The sequence below is a fragment of the Actinocrispum wychmicini genome (assembly GCF_004345645.1).
GTDB classification, from domain to species: domain Bacteria; phylum Actinomycetota; class Actinomycetes; order Mycobacteriales; family Pseudonocardiaceae; genus Kibdelosporangium; species Kibdelosporangium wychmicini.
In genome coordinates this window covers 82641-100660 of sequence record NZ_SLWS01000009.1, presented here as the reverse complement: position 1 = coordinate 100660, position 18020 = coordinate 82641, and the positions used below count along the sequence as shown (strand labels likewise).

Annotated in this window: 19 protein-coding genes and 1 pseudogene; 8 read left to right on the top strand and 12 right to left on the bottom strand. The window is 69.2% G+C overall.

Translation table 11 applies throughout. The features are described from left to right. The first annotated feature begins 70 nt into the window (after window positions 1–70). The 5 genes from EV192_RS36070 (at window position 71) to EV192_RS36055 (ending at window position 3832) form a co-directional block, all read left to right on the top strand. A complete protein-coding gene (locus EV192_RS36070) occupies window positions 71–895 on the top strand; it encodes an IclR family transcriptional regulator (RefSeq protein WP_132123109.1) in 825 nt (274 codons plus the stop codon). After that, entirely contained in the window at window positions 885–1910 is a 1026-nt protein-coding gene (locus EV192_RS36065; RefSeq protein WP_132123108.1) for a serine hydrolase domain-containing protein, read from the top strand. Before EV192_RS36070 ends, EV192_RS36065 begins: the two co-directional genes overlap by 11 nt. An 82-nt stretch (window positions 1911–1992) precedes the next feature. Further along, window positions 1993–2301: a hypothetical protein gene (locus EV192_RS54295; RefSeq protein WP_165960811.1), complete on the top strand. Its 309-nt coding sequence runs from the start codon at window positions 1993–1995 to the stop codon at window positions 2299–2301. Then, window positions 2294–3499, top strand: a complete 1206-nt coding sequence (locus EV192_RS36060) for a putative T7SS-secreted protein (protein ID WP_165960810.1) — start codon at window positions 2294–2296, stop codon at window positions 3497–3499. The genes EV192_RS54295 and EV192_RS36060 overlap by 8 nt, the downstream gene beginning before the upstream one ends. A gap of 36 nt (window positions 3500–3535) precedes the next feature. Continuing rightward, window positions 3536–3832, top strand: coding sequence for a hypothetical protein (locus EV192_RS36055; protein WP_132123106.1), 297 nt, complete (start codon window positions 3536–3538; stop codon window positions 3830–3832). Window positions 3833–3837: 5 nt separating this feature from the next. On the opposite strand, the gene EV192_RS36050 is transcribed toward EV192_RS36055, so the two are convergent. The 3 genes from EV192_RS36050 to EV192_RS36040 all read right to left on the bottom strand — a co-directional run bounded on the left by EV192_RS36050 (window position 3838) and on the right by EV192_RS36040 (window position 7006). Beyond that, on the bottom strand, window positions 3838–4755 hold the full coding sequence (locus EV192_RS36050) for a DMT family transporter (RefSeq protein WP_132123105.1): 918 nt from the start codon (window positions 4753–4755) through the stop codon (window positions 3838–3840). Beyond that, the gene (locus EV192_RS36045; protein WP_165960809.1) at window positions 4752–5822 is read right to left on the bottom strand and encodes an aromatic ring-hydroxylating oxygenase subunit alpha; all 1071 of its coding nucleotides are present in this window, start codon (window positions 5820–5822) and stop codon (window positions 4752–4754) included. Before EV192_RS36045 ends, EV192_RS36050 begins: the two co-directional genes overlap by 4 nt. Before the next feature lie 239 nt (window positions 5823–6061). Beyond that, window positions 6062–7006 carry a GlxA family transcriptional regulator gene (locus EV192_RS36040; protein WP_132123103.1) on the bottom strand — a complete coding sequence of 315 codons (945 nt, stop codon included), beginning with the start codon at window positions 7004–7006 and terminating at the stop codon, window positions 6062–6064. 73 nt (window positions 7007–7079) lie between these two features. Between EV192_RS36040 and EV192_RS36035 the strand changes: the two genes are divergently transcribed. Together EV192_RS36035 and EV192_RS36030 are read left to right on the top strand one after the other, a co-directional pair. After that, on the top strand, window positions 7080–7754 hold the full coding sequence (locus EV192_RS36035; protein ID WP_243727299.1) for an HD domain-containing protein: 675 nt from the start codon (window positions 7080–7082) through the stop codon (window positions 7752–7754). A gap of 72 nt (window positions 7755–7826) precedes the next feature. Next, window positions 7827–9056: a trans-sulfuration enzyme family protein gene (locus tag EV192_RS36030; RefSeq protein WP_132123101.1), complete on the top strand. Its 1230-nt coding sequence runs from the start codon at window positions 7827–7829 to the stop codon at window positions 9054–9056. Here the strand turns inward: EV192_RS36030 and EV192_RS36025 are convergent. From EV192_RS36025 to EV192_RS36010, 4 genes are all read right to left on the bottom strand, one after another. After that, a complete protein-coding gene (locus EV192_RS36025; protein WP_132123100.1) occupies window positions 9026–10054 on the bottom strand; it encodes a M35 family metallo-endopeptidase in 1029 nt (342 codons plus the stop codon). The two genes, EV192_RS36030 and EV192_RS36025, sit on opposite strands and share 31 nt — an antisense overlap. 154 nt (window positions 10055–10208) lie before the next feature. Beyond that, entirely contained in the window at window positions 10209–10748 is a 540-nt protein-coding gene (locus EV192_RS36020) for a GNAT family N-acetyltransferase (RefSeq protein WP_132123099.1), read from the bottom strand. Window positions 10749–10844: 96 nt separating this feature from the next. Continuing rightward, on the bottom strand, window positions 10845–12596 hold the full coding sequence (locus EV192_RS36015) for a M28 family peptidase (RefSeq protein ID WP_132123098.1): 1752 nt from the start codon (window positions 12594–12596) through the stop codon (window positions 10845–10847). A 204-nt stretch (window positions 12597–12800) separates the two neighbouring features. Beyond that, window positions 12801–13640 carry a helix-turn-helix domain-containing GNAT family N-acetyltransferase gene (locus EV192_RS36010; RefSeq protein ID WP_243727298.1) on the bottom strand — a complete coding sequence of 280 codons (840 nt, stop codon included), beginning with the start codon at window positions 13638–13640 and terminating at the stop codon, window positions 12801–12803. Between the two features lie 83 nt (window positions 13641–13723). On the opposite strand from EV192_RS36010, the gene EV192_RS36005 reads away from it, so the two are divergent. Continuing rightward, window positions 13724–15025 (top strand): FAD-dependent oxidoreductase, encoded by a 1302-nt coding sequence (locus EV192_RS36005; protein WP_132123096.1) that lies wholly within the window; start codon window positions 13724–13726, stop codon window positions 15023–15025. A 257-nt stretch (window positions 15026–15282) separates the two neighbouring features. On the opposite strand, the pseudogene EV192_RS36000 reads toward EV192_RS36005, so the two are convergent. The 5 genes and pseudogenes from EV192_RS36000 to cmtR form a co-directional block, all read right to left on the bottom strand. Beyond that, window positions 15283–15765, bottom strand: a pseudogene (locus EV192_RS36000) (aquaporin); the annotation flags it as partial. Window positions 15766–15775: 10 nt separating this feature from the next. Beyond that, on the bottom strand, window positions 15776–16222 hold the full coding sequence (locus tag EV192_RS35995) for an arsenate reductase ArsC (RefSeq protein ID WP_207926431.1): 447 nt from the start codon (window positions 16220–16222) through the stop codon (window positions 15776–15778). Continuing rightward, the gene (locus tag EV192_RS35990; RefSeq protein WP_132123094.1) at window positions 16215–16904 is read right to left on the bottom strand and encodes an arsenate reductase/protein-tyrosine-phosphatase family protein; all 690 of its coding nucleotides are present in this window, start codon (window positions 16902–16904) and stop codon (window positions 16215–16217) included. The genes EV192_RS35995 and EV192_RS35990 overlap by 8 nt, the downstream gene beginning before the upstream one ends. 51 nt (window positions 16905–16955) lie before the next feature. Continuing rightward, on the bottom strand, window positions 16956–17594 hold the full coding sequence (locus tag EV192_RS35985) for a cation efflux transmembrane domain-containing protein (protein WP_132123093.1): 639 nt from the start codon (window positions 17592–17594) through the stop codon (window positions 16956–16958). After that, entirely contained in the window at window positions 17591–17926 is a 336-nt protein-coding gene (gene cmtR / locus EV192_RS35980) for a Cd(II)/Pb(II)-sensing metalloregulatory transcriptional regulator CmtR (RefSeq protein WP_132123092.1), read from the bottom strand. The genes EV192_RS35985 and cmtR overlap by 4 nt, the downstream gene beginning before the upstream one ends. Window positions 17927–18020: the final 94 nt, after the last annotated feature.

Sequence of the window (18020 nt, the reverse complement as noted above, 5' to 3'; positions counted from 1 at the left end):
CTCCCTCCGCGTTTCATCCAATGACAGAGCGTTCCGTCATATGGAATGGAGTGAGGCTAAGCTAGGCGCCATGGAACGGGCTGTCAACGACCCGGCCGGGTCGAAACAAGGGCACAGCAGCGACGCGCGGGGCGCCGTCGGCAAGGCGCTGGAGCTGCTCGCCGCCCTCGCGCTGCCGGGTGGCCCGCATCGGCTCGCCGACCTCGCCAAGCGGTGTGACCTGCCGAAACCCACGGCCCACCGGATGCTGCAGACGATGGCGGCGGCCGGATTCGCGGTCGGCACCGGCGGCCAGTACCACGTGGGGCCGCGGCTGCTGGGCCTGTCCGCCGCGGTGCTCGCCAGCAGTGAGGCCACCCAGTTCACCCGGCCGGTGCTGCGCGAGCTGCGCCGCCGGACCGGGCACACGGTGCACTACGCGGTGCGGCACGGAGACCAGGCCGTCTACGTCGAGAAGGTCGAGCCTGAGCAGTCGTACCGGATGAACTCGCGCGTGGGCGGCGAGGTGCCGCTCTACTGCACGGCGGTCGGCCGGGCGATCCTGTCCCGGCTGTCGGAGGCCGAGATCGACGTGGTCCTCGCCGGGCCGCTCCCCGCGCGGACTCAGCGGACTCTCACTGATCCGGCCAGGATCCGCCGTGAACTGTCCAAAATGGACAAGGTGGGGTACGTCGTCGACGACGAGCAGAACGAGCCGCACGTCCGGTGTGTGGCCGCCCCGGTGGTGGACCGGCTCGGCCAGGTGGCTGGCGCGATCTCGGTGTCCGGCTTGACGTTCACGCTGACTCTGGACAGTGTGGCCGTGCTCGGACCACTGGTGGCCGAGGCGGCGGCGCGGGTGTCCGGCGCGCTGAGCAGCGGTCCGGCGATGCTCTTGGTGTCCGATGTGGACTGAGCTGGAGCGAGGCCGGGCGGACCGGGTCTACTCCGCCGCGGCGTGGTCCGTCGGCACCGAGGCGGGACCGATCGCGCGGGGACTGCTCGGTACCCGCTCCTGGGACGGCCCGCCGCTGGCCGAGGACGCGTTGTTCGACCTCGCGTCGGTGACGAAACCGATCGTCGGGCTCGCGGTGCTGGCATTGTCGGAACGCGGCCTGCTCGATCTCGACGACCCGATCGCACGGCTCCTCCCGGAGTACGCGGGCGGCGACAAGGCCGACATCACCGTCCGGCAGCTGCTGACCCACACGTCCGGCCTGCCCGGTGGGACCCCGCTGTTCCGCCGTCACCCGAACCGGGCCGGGTTGCTCGACGCGATCCGCACCGGCCCGTTGCGCGCGGCGCCGGGAACGCGGGTGGAGTACTCGTCGCAAGGGTTCATCGCGCTCGGCCTGATCGCCGAAGCCGCCGGAGCCGCGTCACTGGACGGCGTCGTCACCGACCTGGTCACCCGTCCCGCCGGAATGTCAAGCACGGTCTACGGTCCGGTGGACCCGGACCGAGCGGTCGCGACCGAGGACTGCCCGTGGCGGGGCCGGGTCGTACGCGGCCAGGTGCACGACGAGAACGCTGCGGTGCTCGGCGGAATCTGCGGGCACGCGGGCCTGTTCGGCACGCTCGCCGATCTCGAAGCCCTCGGCCGGGTCCTCGTGGGCGGCGGCGCGGAACTGTTGAAACCGAAGACCTTCGCGGACATGATCACCTGCCACACCGACGGACTCGACCTGCGCCGAACACTGGCGTGGCAAGGTCTGGACCGCCCTGGATCGCCGGTCGGCGAAAGCCTGTCCCCGGTCTCCTACGGCCACACCGGCTTCACGGGCACGAGCCTGTGGATCGAACCCGACCGGGCTCGCTACTACGTACTGCTGACCAACCGGGTGCATCCAAGCCGGGCCGGCGCCGGGATCCTCCGTGTACGCCAGGAGTTCCACACCCACGCCGCCAGCTCCGTCTCCGCTGCGATGTGACGCCGGTCACGCTCGCTGGCGGGGAGCGGATCGGGCCAGGTGCGCGTCAGAAGAGCAGGTTTTCAACCTGGGGAGCGTGCGTATGTACGGATTCACGGTGGATCTGGCGGCATTGCATGCGGCGGGACAGCAGGCGCATGAGTTGTCCGACGCGTTGCGGGCGCATGACCCGGATGCGGTGTCGGTTGCGGCCACGGACGTCGGGCATACCGGGCTCGCGCAGGCGATCGCCGGGTTCACCGCGCGCTGCCGGGACAGCATGGCGGACTTCGTGGCCAGGGGCGAGCAAACGGGCCGGAACTTCATCGAATCCGCCGTGCGCTACGGGGAAACGGAACAGGCCGGCGCCGAGCGGTTCGCGGCGATCATGCGAGGCGATCAGCATGGCTGATCTCGTCGACACACTCGACCCCCGGGAGCTGATCCCCGGCAACCCGGACGCGTTACGGGCCGCGGCGGCGCACTGGCAGCGGATGGGCGACGCCGTGGAGAGCACCGGGCAGGGGTTGGCGAGCCTGGACACCGGTCCGTGGGACGGGCCGGCCGCGCAGGCCGCCACCACCGCGCGGCAGAACGAACTTCCGCGCTGGACCGGCGCCGGTGACGCGCTGCGCTCGTCCGGCGTGGCACTGGCCCGGCATGCCGACGTCGTCGAGTGGGGCCAGGGCCAGGCCGCCGAGGCGGCCGGCATGTGGCAGCAGGCGAACGGTTCACCCCAACTACAGGCGCAGGCCACCGATCTGCTCGACCGCGCCCGCGACCAGGTCCGGCAGTCCGGCGACGACACCACGCTCGCGGTTCAGGACGCGCCCATCGAGCGCGGGCCGACGAAGGCCGGACCGGACCCCATCGACCACCTGGTCGACCTGCCGCTGCCGACCACCGGCGCGTGGGACAACGTGGAGAGCGACCACCCGTCGCAGGTCGAGGTGGACCGCGGCTACGCCGACCACATCCTGCGCACCCACGGCAACGAGTCCAAGGTGCCGGACAAGTCGGTGTTCCCGGCCAACTGGGACGACCGGCGGACCATCGAGAACACCCTGGACGTGGCGCGGAACCCCACCAGCGTGGAGGAACGCACCGACCCGGACGGCAACGTGTACTACGTGTGCCGGGGCGAGCGCGACGGGGTGCGGATGGAAGTCGTCACCGACCAGGACGGCAACATCAAGACCTCGTATCCGGTGGGCGGCCAGGGGGTTCAGCACAACGACGAGGACGGCAACCGGATACCGCCCAGCACCGAACAGGAGCGCCGCGACCAGGAGGCCGCGGAGCAGGAGCGGCACGCCGAGGAGGAGAAGCAGGCCGCCGAGGACGAGCGCCGGCAGGCCGAGGAACAGGGCCGCGAAGCCGACGAGCGCGAGCAACAGGCGGAACAGGAACGACAACAGGCCGAGCAGGCCGGCGATCAGGAGGCCGAACAGGTCGCCGACGCGGAGCAGGAGGAAGCCGACCGCGAACAGGCGGAGGCCCAGGAACGCGAGGCCGAGGCCCACGAGCGGGAGCAGCAGGCGGACGCCGAGTACGACAACACGGCGGTGCAGAACGGCGCGGACTACTCTGCCGGACCGGACGGGAACTAGTGCTGTGACCCGGTCACAGCACTAACGGAGGCGATGATGACGAGCGACATGCGCAGGACGGCGGAAGCGCTGGCGGACAGCTTCGCCACGCACCTGCCGGCCGACGAGGTCGAGCAGTACCGCAGGTTCGTGTTCGCCGGCGAGTGGGAGGAACTCGCCTACGCGATCCTCGGTTATCTGCGCGCCAAACAGGTCCCGGTGACCGGCGGCGAGCGCGATCTGTTGCGGGATCTGCTGTACGGCTTCGAACTGCCCAGGCCGGGCTATCCGCTGCTGTCCAAACGAGACCAGTACATGACCGAACTGACCATTATGGACCCCGCGACTGAGTAGGCCGTTCACCGCTCCTCGGCGAGAGCCTCGGCCGCGATGTCCACTTCGGACGGTGGATTCGCTTTCGGTCTCGCCCGTTCCGTCCACACCATGGCCGCAACGATCAGGGCGCCGCCGGCCGCCGGCAACGCCGAGAACCGTTCACCCCCGGCGGTCCACGCGAACAGCGCGGCGAAGACGGGTTCCAGCATGAAGATCATGGTCGTGGTCATGGCCGACACGTGCCGCTGCGCGAAGATCTGGATGACGAACGCGGACAGCGTGGGCAGCAGGGTCAGCAGCAGGATCGCCCACAGCGCCTGGTTGGTGCCGACGTCCAGTGGCCGCCCCAGCAGCAGGCTCAGCGCGAGTGACCCCACGCCGATGATCCAGAACTGGTGGAACGCGAGGACCAGGGGAGAGGCGCCGTCGGTGCGGGCGAAGCGGTCGGCGGCGAGGACCTGGGCCGCGTACGCCATCGCGGTGAGCACTGTGAGGGCGTCGCCGATGTTGACGCCGACGCCGCCGCTGGTCAGCAGCCACAGCCCGGCCACCGCCACGCCACACGCGGCCCACTGCGCCGCGGCCAGCGGTCGGCGCAGGAAGATCATCAGAAACAGCGGCACGAAAATGACGAACAACCCGGTGATGAATCCGGAGTTCGCCGCGGACGTGTATTTCAGACCTAATGTCTGGGTGAGATATGACGTCCCCAGGAATGCGCCCAGAATGGCGCCGCTGCGAAATGCGCGCGCGTCCCACAGCGACGACCTGATACGCGGCAACAACACTACGGGCAGTAACAGAAGCGCGGCCAGTAGGAACCGGTAGGCCACCATCGTGACCGGGTCGACGTCGGCGATGGCCGCCTTGACGATGTAGAACGTCGCGCCCCAGACCAGGGCACAGTAGCCGAGGCTGATGTGCCACATTGGTCGGATCATCTGAGCTCCTCCCACAGCACCTTGTGGAAGGCGTGCACCGCCGTCTCGAACACGGGGGAGTACCGGCCCCGGTCGTATCCGATGGACCCCATCCCGCGCTGCACGGACTCACACACCCGGACGTCCTGTTGCTGCACGTCGTCGCTCTCGGCGATGGCGGCGTCGATGTCGGCGCCGGCGACCAGTGGATCGTGGAACCAGTCGAAGACGACCACACACGTGTCGTGCGTCAGCGGCAGCACGATGTTGGTGTCGACCATCGCGCCGTACCGGTTGACGAACAGGTTCGGGTACAGCCAGCCGTACGCGACCTCTTTGCCCAGTCGGACGTCGTCGCCGTTGGTCGCGCAGATCTGCACCGCCGTCCGGGGCAGCACGTGCGTGGTGTACTCCGCGATGGCCAGCCCGTCGGACAGGCGTGGATGGACGTACGGGACGTGGTAGCCGCCGTCGAGCGAGTTCTCGACGAAGACCTTCCAGTTGCACCTGATCACGTACTCCCGCCGAGTTACCCAGGTAAGCCCCGCGAGGTAGGACGGTTCCAGGTAGTCGCCCAACGGGTGGGTGTCGTCGGACAGGTCGCGCGCGCCCGACGGGCCGGCCAGCCGAAGGAACACCAACGGCCCCCAGCTCGCCACCGGGATCGCTTTCAGGCCGAGCCGAACGGGGTCGAACCCGGCCAGCCGCCCCGCCCCGGGGACCCGGCTCAGCACGCCGTCGAGCCGGTAGGTCCACCCGTGATAGCCGCACCGCAGTTGCTCGCACCGCCCCGCGCCGACGGCGACCTCGGCCGCATGGTGGCTGCACACGTTGTGGAAGGCACGCAGTTGCCCGTCCGTGCCGCGGACGACGACGTAAGGGTTACCGACCAGGGTGCCGGCGACGTAGTCGCCCGGTTCGGCCACTTGCGCGGCGCGGCACACCGGCAGCCAGTTCTGGGTGAAGACCCGGCTGACCTCGTGGTCGTGCGCGGCGGGGTCGACGTACCAGCGCTTGGGTGGTGTGCCGGCGGCGTCGATGGGCACGGCCGGATCGAAGTCGCCGGCCAGGCGGTAGGGGTCGGACAAGATCCACCTCCAGGGCACACGTATTCCCCGTGATGTGAGCAAGAAAGTCGAAAACATTCCCGTACTCGACTGGTGGGAAATGGTCGGGCGGCCAATGTGGTCGCGCTCGACGGTCGGGACGCCGGAGTCTAGCAACCACTGTCAAAGCCAATCAACTCCTGCCGAAAGGACGAGTTGTTAGCCCGAAGGGCCTATACCACACTCGTCGCACCCACTGAATCAGCCGATTTCGAAATTGATCAGCCGGGGTTGCCGAAAGTGCGTCGATAGGTCGCCGGGGTGGTTCCGACCAGGCGACGGAAATGGGTCCGCAGATTGTCGGCGGTGCCCAGACCGGTACAGTGGGCGAGTTCCTCCACGCCGCAGTCGGTGTTCTCCAGGATCTGACAGGCCAGGTCGATGCGGGCGGCGATCAGCCAGCGCAACGGCGTGGTGCCGAGCTCGGCGGTGAATCGGCGGGCCAGGGTGCGTTCGGACATGCCGGCGTGCCGGGCCAGCTGGCCGACGGTCAGCCGCTCGTGCAGGTTGCCGCGGGCCCAGGTGAGGGTGTCGGCGAATCTGGTGCCGCGGCCGGGCAGGACGGGGCGTTCGATGTACTGGGCTTGGCCGCCGTCACGGTGGGGCGCGGCGACGACTATCCGCGCGAGCTGGTTCGCCGCCCCGACGCCGTGGTCGCGGCGGACCACGTGCAGACAAAGGTCGATGCCGGAGGCGATCCCGGCGGAGGTGAGGACGTCCTTCTCGTCGACGTAGAGCACGTCCCGGTCGACCTGGACGGCGGGGTAGGCGGCGGCCAGGTCGTCGGCGTACCGCCAGTGGGTGGTCGCCCGGCGGCCGTCGAGCACGCCGGCGGCGGCGAGAGCGAACGCGCCGGTGCAGATGGACAGCATGCGGGTACCACGATCGTGCGCGTGCGCCAGCGCGTCGGTGACGTCACGGGGGAGGGCGCGGTCGTGCGGGGCGAAGCCTGGCACGACCACCGTGTCGGCCGTGTCGAGCGCGTCCAGGCCGTGCCGTACCTTGACCTCGAATCCGGCGGTGGTGGCGACCAGGCCTGGCCGCCACGCGCACAGGTCGACCTGGTACGGCAGGCCCGTGCGAGGGTCGAACAGCTGGCTGGGCAGACCGAGTTCCAGCGGCTGCACGGCGGTCAGGACCAGCACGACGACCCGGTGAACCCGCATGTGGCGGAATCCTAAGGGAAGGTGTCAATCCAGCCATTGTCGCGTCCTGGCCGCGTCCACCAGGCTTGGCCCGGTGAACCCGACTGAACTCCCGAACGGCACGTCAGGCGATGTGCTGGTGTTTCCCGACTCGCCATTGGTCCAGGCCACCATCGACCTCGTCACGAGCACGGAAAGTGCCGCCATCGCCAACCACAGCGTCCGCAGCTGGCTGTTCGCGCGGCTGCTGGCCCGGCACCGCGGTGTCGACCTGGGCCGTGACCTGGCGCCAGACCTGTTGTTCCACGCCTGTGTGCTGCACGACGTCGGGTTGACCGAGCGAGGGGACCGCCATCAACGCTTCGAGGTCGACGGCGCCGACGTCGCGGCGGAATTCCTCACCGAGGCCGGCATGGCGGCCGCGGACGTCGACGCGGTGTGGGAGGCCATCGCACTGCATTCCTCCGGCGGCATCGCCCACCGCCGCGCCCTGCTTACCGAACTCACTCACCTCGGGATCGGCGTCGACTTCGGCTTCGGCGACCACCGCGAGTTCGTCACCAACGCCGAGGGAGCGGAGATCCACCGCGCCTACCCACGGCTGGCGATGGCGACCGCCCTGAGCGACGAGATCGTCGCGCAAGCCCGTCGCCGCCCGGAGAAGGCGCCGGCCTACTCGCTCGCCGCCGGCCTGGTCCGGGAACGCTCGACCCCGCCGTACACCACAGGTGTGGAGGCCGCCGCCGCCGCGTCCCGCTGGGGCGCCTAGTATCCAATCCCGCACGAAGTGGATATCGAATACCAGTCCCATGGTGGCCATGCTGAACGTGTGGATATCTCCATGGACCTTGCGACGCTCCTGGCGCACGCGGACGCCGATCCGGCCGAGGCGGCGTTGGCGCCGCCGATCTACCAGGTGGCGAACTTCGCGGCCGAGTCGGCCGACGAGTTCACCTCGATGAACAGCGGCCGGCACGACCGGTTCTACCGCCGTTTCGGCAACCCGTCGCAGGCGCGGCTGGAACAGGTGATGGCGGCCGCCGAGGGCGCGGAGGCCGGTCTGGCCACCGCGTCCGGTATGGGCGCGGTCACCACCACCCTGCTGGCTCTGGTCGGTGCCGGTGACCATGTCGTCGCCCAGCAGAGCATGTACGGCGGCACGTTGAGCCTGTTGCAGGATCTGGCGCCGCGGCTCGGCATCGAGGTCACCCTGGTCGACCAGACCGATGTGGCCGCGTTCGAGCGCGCCATCGGGCCGCGCACGAAGCTGGTCATGCTGGAGACGCCGAGCAATCCGCTGCTGCGGCTGACCGACATCCAGGCGGTCACCGCCATCGCCCAGGACCGCGGCATCCTGACGTTCGCGGACAACACAGTGGCCACACCGGTCAACCACCGGCTGGTCGAGTTGGGCGTGGACCTGGTCATGCACAGTGTGACCAAAGCCGTGTCCGGGCACGCGGACGTGTTGGCCGGGATCGTGCTGGGCCGTCGGGAACTGATCGACCGGATCTGGCGGACCCACACCATGGCGGGTTCGGTGATCGGACCGTTCGACGCGTGGCTCGCGTTGCGCGGCCTGCGGACCCTGGCGATGCGGGTACAACGGCAGAACGCCACCGCACAGGCCGTGGCCCGGTTCCTTGCTGAGCATCCCGCGGTGCGGCAGGTCAACTACCCGGGCCTGGCCAGCCATCCGCAGCATGACCTGGCGGTACGGCAGATGACCGGTTTCGGTGGCCTGATGAGTCTGGAACTGCGGGGCGGAGCGCCGGCCGCCGAGCGGTTCATCGACGGTCTCGGTCTGCCGGTGCGCTCGTCGAGCCTCGGCGGGTTCCGGTCCACTGTGGTCCGTCCCGCCGCGATGTGGGAACAGGAACTCACCGAGCAGCAGTTGGCCGCGGCCGGGGTGCCGGCCGGGCTGGTCCGCTACGCGGTCGGTCTGGAGTCCGAAGTGGACCTGATCGCGGACCTCGACCGGGCGCTGGCCGCGGTGCGGACGGACGAGATGAGCTCGTCCGTCCGCCACGGTCCGCGGGATCAGTCGAACGTCTCGACGAAGAACGCGTAGCTGTCGGCGTTCGCGACGGCCTTGTTCGGGTCGTCCTTGGCCAGGTCCTTGCAGTCTTCTGTGCCGTAGGCGTAGTCCTTCGTGCCGCCGTTGACGTCGAAGTGGCTCTCCTCGTGCACGAGCGTGCCGGCCTGGGAGCCGACACCGGTGAGCGGGATGTCCCAGTAGTCCGGGCAGAGCCAGATGTGGTCCGGATCGTCGGCGCGGACGTAGGCCAGGGCGTCTTCGCGGCAGTCGCCGTCGTAGGTGATGTCGTCCGAGTCGTGGTCGATCCGCCGGAAGACGGACGTGACCTTGTCGTACCTCTTCTCGGTCCACTTGCCGAACCACTTCTGGTAGCGGTTCGACTTGGGATCGTCGTGCAGCACGTCGAGGGCCCTGTCGACGTAGTCGTCCGCCTTCGGGATCGCCTTGCGGACCGCCCGTTCCTGGCTGTCGGACATGTGCTTGAACTTCGCCTTCAGGGCCGCTTTCGTGTCGTCCTGGCGGACCTGGGCGCCGGTCGTCAGACGTGGCTGGCCGCCCGGCAGCACCTCGAACGTCGCCGCGGCGGCGTCCAGGCCCTGGGAGTCGAGAGTGACGGTGTAGGTGCCGGGCTCGGTGAACGCGAACGCGGTGGACAGGTCGACCGTCTCGCGCACGGTCTCACCGGCGTGGACCGTTCGGTACGACCGGGCGTCCGGTGTTGCGGCCCGCCGGACCACGCGGCCCTGGTAGGCCAGTTCGCGGTTGCCCTGCGCGACCTTCACGTAGCGTCCGACCTCACCGTTCCAGCGCTCCATCGGAGTGTCCCAGACCAGCAGGGAGTGGTCCTGCCCAGTCGGGTTGTGCAACTCGAAGGTGACGCCGATCGGCTCGCCGAGCCGGTACTGCGTCTGCGTTGTCACGGTGACCGGAACGGTGTTCATGGTCGTTGTCGCCAGTGCCGGTGTGGCACCGAGCACGAGCACGCCGGCCGCCAGCGTGACGCCGGCAGCCTGCCAGGATTTGGTGAACACGCACAACCTCCTCGGTGGGGAACGGGGACGTAGCGTGTTCAGCGTCACCCTGACACGACCTAATTCGTGCAAAATTCACCGCACGGTCGGGTGTCCTGTCACCCAGCCGGGCAACGGCTTCTGTGATCGGTGCGGTCCGTGACCGAGGAATTCGTCACGGTTGCACCCGGGTGCGGCCCGCTCGGTGCAACCTGGTCTTCGCCGGGTCGCTGGTCGCTGTCGCGGTGCGCACGGCCCGGCCGGTATGCGGGTCTGGTGCGTGCCGGATGAACAGGGTCACTGTCACGCTGTCGGTGAACCCGTTGCGCCGCATGAGCCCTGCCGAGGCGGAGTTGCTCTGCTCCACGTCGGTCACGATCCTGGTGGCGCCCGCGGCGAACAGGTCCCCGCACGACCGTTCCAGCAGGACCTTCGCCAGGCCCTGGCCCTGGTGATCGGGGTGTACGGCGATCCACTCGACGTAGCCCCAGTCCTCCCGCTCGTCATAGGACAGCGAACCCAGGACGAACGCGACCACCCGGCCGTCGTGCTCGACGACCCAGCACGCGCCGGGCTGCGCGTCCAGATGCAGGGCCACGCTGGACAGCGACCAGGACGTGTAGGGCATGGCGGACACGTCGAACACGCGCCTGCCCAGGTCCAGCACGTCCGCCAGGTGATCCAGCCGCATCGGGGTCGGTTGTCGGTCCGTCATACCCGGCAGCCTGCCCGACCGCTTCGCCGCCCGCTCGGTGGGAAAACGCGGGCGGCTGCCGGTCGGGTTCACCGGCAGCCGCCCTGGCACATCGGATCAGCAGACGCCCTGGTCCTGCCAGACCGCCCACGAACTCGGCGCGCCCGGCTCCGCACCGGTCGAGTACCAGGTGGACTTCCACTTGTGACCGTTGTGCGAGACCACGTCGTTCGGCACGTAGGCCGTCGTGGCGATCCACTCCGCAGTGCCGTTGCAGCCGGTGTTACCGCCGGTCACGGTCAACGTGTACGTCGCCGACCGGGTCACCGAGCCGGTGCCCGTGACGGTGAGCGTGTAGGTGCCCGCCGCCACCGTCGCGCCGACCGCGACCGTCGCCGTGGCCGACGAACCAGACTGCACGGTCGCCGGGTTGAACGAGACGCTGACACCGTTGGGTGCGCCGGACGCCGACAGTGCGACGTTCTGCGGCGAGCCGGACGTGGTCGCCGTGTTCACCGTGAAGGTGCCCGAATTGCCGGCCTGGACCGAACCCGAGGACGGGTTCAGCGACAGCGAGAAGTCGGGGCCGGGCGTGTCGGTGGTGACGGTCAGGGCGAAGTTCGCCGAGTGCACGACGGAGCCCGTGCCCGTCACCGTGAACACTGACGTGCCGGCCGGCGCCGACGGGCTGACCGTGACCGTCGCCGTGGACGAACTGTCGGTCGGGATGGTCGGCGGATTGAACGTGACGTTGACGCCGTTGGGCAGGCCCGACGCGGACAGCGTGATGTTCTGTCGGGAACCGGACGTGGTCGCCGTGTTCACGGTGAACGTGCCGGTGGTGCCGGCCTTGACCGTGCCGGACGTCGGGTTCAGCGACACCGAGAAGTCGTTCTGCGGGGTGTCGCTGACCGCGAGTTTCCAGATGGTGATCGCGACGCCGTCCGCCGAGCGGTCCAACGCGGTGACGTTGATGTTGCTCGTCGTGTCGCAACTTCTGTGGTAGCACGAGTCGTAGGAGGCATTGGCCGTGCCGCCCCACTTGCGCTGCTGGGCGCTGGACTTGATGGCCGACGCACCCGTGGCGTACCCGGAGGACGGGATGCCCGCCGCCGAGAAGGAGGCGTCGTCGGAGCGGCCCACACCCTCGACGTCCTCCTCAGGCTGAAGGTTCAGCGACTGCCAGTAGTCACGCAGCGGCGCCGACTGCGTGGAGTTGATGTTGTTGATGAAGTAGCCGCCGTTGGGGGAGGCCACCATGTCGAAGTTGTAGTACGCCTTGATCGCCGTCCGCTGGGCGCCGGACAGTTGGCCGACGTAGAACTCGGAGCCGTTGAGGCCCTGTTCCTCGTCGGTCCACCAGCCGAACCGGACGTGCTTGGTCATCGTCGGGTGGTTCGCGGCGAGCTGCAGGGCGTTCTCCAGCAGGGTCGCGGAGCCCGAGCCGTTGTCGTTGATGCCGGGACCGGCCGACACGCTGTCCAGGTGCGCGCCGAACATGATGGTCTGGTTGACGTCGCCGCCGGGCCAGTCCGCGATCAGGTTGTTCGACACGAAGGTGCAGGTCGTGCACCGCTGCTCGGCGACCTGGTAGCCGGCCGCCTGGAGCTTGCCCTTGATGTACGCGACCGACTGGGTGAAGCCGGCGCTGCCGGCGCGGCGGGTGCCGCCGTTGCTGTTGGCGATGGTGTTGAGCTGGGTCAGGTGGCTCTGGATCGCGGCCGGGTCGATGTTCGGGGGTGCGAGCGTCACCACGGCCGTCGAGCCGCTGGGTTGCTGGCCTTGGGTTGCCAGCACGGGCCCCGCGGACGCGGTCACCCAGGCGAGGGCCGCGACCGCGACCGCCGCACCCAGGATCTTGTGCTTCATCCGATGCTCCTTGTAAGGCAGGGAAAGCCGGACCACCCCTGCGCCGGGACGCGTGTGGTTCCGCGTCCGGGGTGTGGCCGATCGTGCGAAGCGTGGCATTACTTGGGTAGCGAAGATTAGAGCTTTCGGGAGGTACCGGACATGGCGTCGACCGGTCACACTTCAAGGTTGGCTACGTGGTCCATACCAATTGAGCGTTGCCCGCTAGTTCACCGGTGTGCGGCGCTCGATCAGGATGGTGTCGTGCCAGGTGCCGTTGAGTTGGGCGATGCGTTCGCGGATGCCGACGGTGCGGTAGCCGGCCGCGTGGTGCAGGGCGACGCTGGCCCGGTTCTCGGTGAAGATGGCCGTCTGCAGGGTCCAGAGCCCGGCGGTGTCGGCGGCGGTGACCTGCTTGTGCAGCAGGGCTTTGCCGACTCCTCGGCCGCGGTGGCCGTCGGCGACGTAGACGGAGGTCTCGGCGACCCCGTCGTAGCAGTCGCGTGTGGACACCGGGCTGGCGGCGGTCCAGCCGACCACCTCGCCGCCGATCTCGGCGACCCAGCGGTGCCCGGGGAGCCACCTGGCGTCCAGGCTGGCCCGACTGGGCACGGTGGTTTCGAAGGTGGCGAGCCCGGTGGCGATGCCTTCGCCGTAGATCCGGCGGACCGCGGGCCAGTCGTGGGGTTCGAGGGCGCGGACGGTGACGTCGGCGGGCAGGTTGTCCGGGCAGCAGGGGCGCGGTGCGAGCAGTCCCATGACGGCGTCGGCGGCGTGCGGCAGGCCGGAGCAACAGGCTTCGTTGACCGTGACGATGGTGGCGGTGCCCTCCTTGCGCAGCCGCACGAAGCCGACGTCGGCCAGCTTGCGGATGTGGTGTGAGGTGGTGGACTGGCTGGTGCCGAGGATCTCGGTGAGCGCGCCGACGGTGATGCCCTTGGGGCTGGTGGCGACCGCGTGCAGGAGCCGGACGCGGACGGGTTCGGCCAGGCAGGCGAACCATTCGGCGTAGGTGGTGGCCTCGCTGGTTGGCAGGACCTGGGCTCGGGGCAGCGCGATCGGCATACCGCCAGTGTATCGATCGGAATCGATGGTTGCCTTCATCGAGCGCGGTCGATACTCTTGGCTCCATTGATCGATCTGTATCGATGGAATCGAGGTGCGAAATGTCCGAGTCGCCAGTGGTCGTGGTGGGTGCCGGGCCGGTCGGTCTGGCCGCGGCGGCGGAAGTCGCGGAGCGCGGGTTGCCGGTGGTGGTGCTGGAACGCGGCGAGCACGCAGGCGCGGCCGTGACTCGCTGGCACCACGTCCGGTTGTTCTCCCCGTGGTCCAAACTGGTTGCTCCGGCCGCGCGCAGGCTGTTGGAACCACTTGGCTGGCGGCCTCCGAACGGAGAGGACTACCCGACTGGCGACGAGTGGGCGCGGCTGTACTTGCGTCCGCTCGCCGAGGCGTTGGGGGATCGGGTGCGGTTCGGCGCGGAGGTGGTCGGGGTGGCCCGCCGAGGCCGGGACCGGGTCGTGGACGCCGGTCGGGACGCCGAGCCGCTGACCGTGCACGTTCGCACCGCGGCCGGCGAGGAGCGGGTCACCGCGCGGGCGGTGATCGACGCGTCCGGGACGTGGGGCTCGCCGAACCCGTTGGGCGGCGACGGTCTGCCCGCGATCGGCGAACAGGCCGCGGGGGATCGGATCACCTATCGCATCCCGAACGCGGCCGATCGGTACGTGGGAAAGCATGTGGTGGTCGCGGGTGCCGGTCATTCGGCGTTGACCGCGCTGGTCGCGTTCGCCGGGTTGGTGGAGCGGCATCCGTCGACGCGTGTCACGTGGCTGCTGCGTCGTGGCGCGGCGGTGTTCGGTGGTGGCGACGCCGATCAGCTTCCGGCGCGTGGTGCGCTGGGATCGCGGGCGAAAGCCGCGGTCGAGGCTGGACACATCGCGGTGGTGCCCGGATTCCGCACGTTCGCCGTGGAACGCGACGAGCGGTTGACGTTGGTGTCGTCCGACGGCGAACGGGTTGAGGCGGTGGACGAGGTGGTGGTGCTGACCGGGTTCCGGCCGGACCTCACGTGGCTGTCGGAGATCCGGCTGGCGCTGGACGCGACGTTGCAGGCGCCGGTGGGGCTGGCGCCGTTGATCGACCCGAATGTCCACTCGTGCGGCACGGTCCCTCCGCATGGGGTCCGCGAGTTGGCGCATCCGGAGCCGAACGTGTTCCTGGCCGGGATGAAGAGCTACGGGCGGGCACCGACGTTCCTGGCGTTGACCGGGTACGAGCAGGTCCGGTCGATCGCCGCCGCGTTGGCCGGCGACCGGGAGGCCGCCGAGCGGGTGGAGTTGGTGCTGCCCGAGACCGGGGTATGCGGTGGCACCGGCCTGTTCGACGCCTCGCCTGCGTCCTCCGGTGGATGCTGTGGCGTGCAGGACGTGTCGTTGTCCGCGCCCTGATGCGGATGTCGCGGACACCGCTGGCGTGTTCACGCTGCTCCAGGCCACCGCGGTCACCGACCGATGGGGCGCGGCGCACTATGGGGGTAGAGCACGCGGACGAGCAACACCGCCAGCCCGCCACCGACCACCTGGGCCACGAGGAACAACGGCGCTGAGGACGGGGCGATACCGGCGAACGTGTCGCTGAACATGCGCCCGACGGTGATCGCCGGATTGGCGAAGCTGGTCGAGCTGGTGAACCAGTAGGCCGCACCGATGTAGGCGCCCACCGCGGCCGGCGCCCGATCCGCCCGCCCGGAGCGGACCAGTGCGAAGATCACCAGGATCAACCCCGCCGTCGCGACCACCTCGGACAGCCCGTGCGCCGCCGTGGCCCGCTGTGTGGTGCTGATACTGACCGTGGCGGTGGCGAACATCAGGTTCGCCAGCACCGCACCACTGACACACCCGGCGACCTGTACCGGTATGTACGCGAACGCGTGCCGCCACGGCAGACCACCGAACGCGGCATCCACAAAGGACACAACCGGGTTGAAATGCGCGCCACTGACCGGGCCGAATATCAAGATGATCGCGAACAACCCCACCGCGGTGGCCGCCGCGTTTTCCAGCAACTGCACGCCCGTGTCACCGGGCGAGAGCCGTTGCGCGGCGATGCCCGACCCGATCACCAGCGCGGCCAGCAGCAGGCTGCCGAGATACTCGGCCACCAGCTTGCGTGGCAACGGCTGCTCCATCAACGGCTCCTCACGTCAGGACCGGGACGCCCAGTTCGTCGAGCAGCGCCCGGACCCGACGTTCGATCTCATCCCGCACCGGACGGACGTCGTCGACGCTCTTGCCGGCCGGGTCGTCCAGTTCCCAGTCGAGGTAACGCTTGCCGGGGAACACCGGGCAGGCGTCGCCGCAACCCATCGTGATCACCACGTCGGCCGCGCGGACGATCTCGTCGGTCCACGGCTTGGGGAACTCGCCGGTGATGTCGATACCGCGTTCGGCCATCGCGGCGACCGCGGCCGGGTTGATCTCGTCAGCGGGCTCAGATCCGCCGGACCAGGCCACCGCTCGGTCGCCGGCCAGGTGCTGGACGAACCCCATCGCCATCTGGCTGCGTCCGGCGTTGTGCACGCACAGGAACAACACCGTCGGCCTGCCGTGCGGAAACCTGGTCGTCGGGTCCGGGCGGTCAGGCATGGCTCTCGCCAGGAGGGTGGACGGCGGGGACCAGCCGGTCGATCCGGTCGGCGATGTCGCTGAATGCCTGGTCGAACGCGTCGTCCGTGTCCACTCGGGCCGGGTCCGGGATCGACCAGTGCAACCGGTCACTGGCCTTCGTCCCGAGTTCTTCGTGCGCGTTGTCGCACACCGCGACCACCAGGTCCCCGTCGTGGAGGACCTCGTCGACTCTGCAAGTACGAGTCAGCGACAGGCCACGACTCCGCGCCACCGCTACAGCGCGTGGATGCACACGGGCAGCCGGTTGAGTTCCCGCCGACGCGGTGGGCACCGGGCTCTGGCGTGCCCACAACGCCGCAGCCAGTTGGGACCGCGCCGAGTTGTGCGTGCACACAAACACCACGCGCAGGGCCGACCGCGGATTCGTCGGTACAAGACCCGTCAGGGATTGTGGTCGTAGGCACAGGTATGTGCGCCGGTGATCGCCCTCCGAGCGGGAGCGCTCGATCATGCCGACTTGTTCGAGCAGCTTGAGGTGGTGCGCCAGCAGGTTGCTGGGCACGCCCAGGTCGCGTCCGATCTCGCTGGGGGAGACGTCGCCGAGCATCAGGCGATCCACTATCGCCAGCCGGGCGGGCTCACCCAAGGCCGCGTGCAGTCGGGCCCGCTCCCGCACTGACGAAGACCACTCAGTATTCATTGAGTCAATAGTGAGTGAGTCAATGTGCTGTGTCAACCACGGCCGGCCGAGTCAGCAGCAGTGCTCGCCGCGCCAGGCTTCGCGGCCTTCTTTGACCGCGACGACGGCGATGACCAGGGCGACGATCGGGTCGGCCCAGGACCAGCCGAACAAGCTGTTGAGCAGCAGGCCGACCAGCAGGACGCCGGACAGGTAGGTGCAGAGCAGGGTCTGCTTGGAGTCCGCGACCGCGCTGGCCGAGCCCAGTTCGCGACCGGCGCGCCGCTGGGCGTAGGACAGGAACGGCATCACCAGGAGGGACACCGCGGCCAGCACGATCCCGACCGTGGAGTGCTCAGCCGATTCCGTGCCCAGCAGCGAGCGCACCGATTCGACGGTGACGTAGAGCGCGAGGGCGAAGAACGACACCGCGATCACCTTCAACGCCACGCGCTCGCGAGCTTCCGGGTCCTTGCCGGAGAACTGCCAGGCCACCGCCGTGGCACTCGCCACCTCGATGACCGAGTCCAGCCCGAACCCGATCAGCGCGGTCGACGAGGCCACGGTGCCGGCCGTGATCGCGACGATCGCCTCGATGACGTTGTAGGTGATCGTCGCGGCGACCAGCAGCCGCACCCGCCGCGACAACGCCGCGCGACGCTGCGGATCGACCGTGGCCTTGGGCGCGCAGCAACCATCAGACGTCGTCAACGAGACCCCGCGGTGACGGGTTCGATGCACGGCTCCTCGGTGTCGACCGCGAGTACGACCTGGACCAGTTCACTCAACGCGCGCGCCAAGTGCGCGTCCGCGAGGGCGTAGCGGACCTGGCGGCCTTCGTAGGTGGCGACGACCAGGCCGCAACCCCGCAGGCAGGACAGGTGGTTGGACACGTTCGACCGACTCAACCCGAGTTGGGTGGCCAGCCGGCCGGGGTAGCTCACCCCGTCGAGCAGGGCGACCAGGATCCGACACCGCGTCGGGTCGGCCAGCGCCCGGCCGAGGCGGGCCAGCGCGGACTCCCGCGCCTCACATGTCAGCACAGCGTGAACAATACACTGAGAGCTGACCTGTCAGCGGAACTCCGGCCGGTCTGGTCAGATAGGAAATCCGTGTGGGTGTCGAGATCCGGCCGGC

Coding starts and splice junctions, on each gene's coding strand:
- EV192_RS36010 (WP_243727298.1), bottom strand. CDS start 13,640: ATGCCGATCGCGCTGCCCCGAGCCCAGGTCCTGCCAACCAGCGAGGCC.
- EV192_RS35990 (WP_132123094.1), bottom strand. CDS start 16,904: ATGAATACTGAGTGGTCTTCGTCAGTGCGGGAGCGGGCCCGACTGCAC.
- EV192_RS36055 (WP_132123106.1), top strand. CDS start 3,536: ATGACGAGCGACATGCGCAGGACGGCGGAAGCGCTGGCGGACAGCTTC.
- EV192_RS36065 (WP_132123108.1), top strand. CDS start 885: ATGTGGACTGAGCTGGAGCGAGGCCGGGCGGACCGGGTCTACTCCGCC.
- EV192_RS36020 (WP_132123099.1), bottom strand. CDS start 10,748: ATGACGGACCGACAACCGACCCCGATGCGGCTGGATCACCTGGCGGAC.
- EV192_RS36050 (WP_132123105.1), bottom strand. CDS start 4,755: ATGATCCGACCAATGTGGCACATCAGCCTCGGCTACTGTGCCCTGGTC.
- EV192_RS36070 (WP_132123109.1), top strand. CDS start 71: ATGGAACGGGCTGTCAACGACCCGGCCGGGTCGAAACAAGGGCACAGC.
- EV192_RS36040 (WP_132123103.1), bottom strand. CDS start 7,006: ATGCGGGTTCACCGGGTCGTCGTGCTGGTCCTGACCGCCGTGCAGCCG.
- EV192_RS35995 (WP_207926431.1), bottom strand. CDS start 16,222: ATGCCTGACCGCCCGGACCCGACGACCAGGTTTCCGCACGGCAGGCCG.
- EV192_RS36030 (WP_132123101.1), top strand. CDS start 7,827: ATGGACCTTGCGACGCTCCTGGCGCACGCGGACGCCGATCCGGCCGAG.
- EV192_RS36015 (WP_132123098.1), bottom strand. CDS start 12,596: ATGAAGCACAAGATCCTGGGTGCGGCGGTCGCGGTCGCGGCCCTCGCC.
- EV192_RS36060 (WP_165960810.1), top strand. CDS start 2,294: ATGGCTGATCTCGTCGACACACTCGACCCCCGGGAGCTGATCCCCGGC.
- EV192_RS54295 (WP_165960811.1), top strand. CDS start 1,993: ATGTACGGATTCACGGTGGATCTGGCGGCATTGCATGCGGCGGGACAG.
- EV192_RS36005 (WP_132123096.1), top strand. CDS start 13,724: ATGGAATCGAGGTGCGAAATGTCCGAGTCGCCAGTGGTCGTGGTGGGT.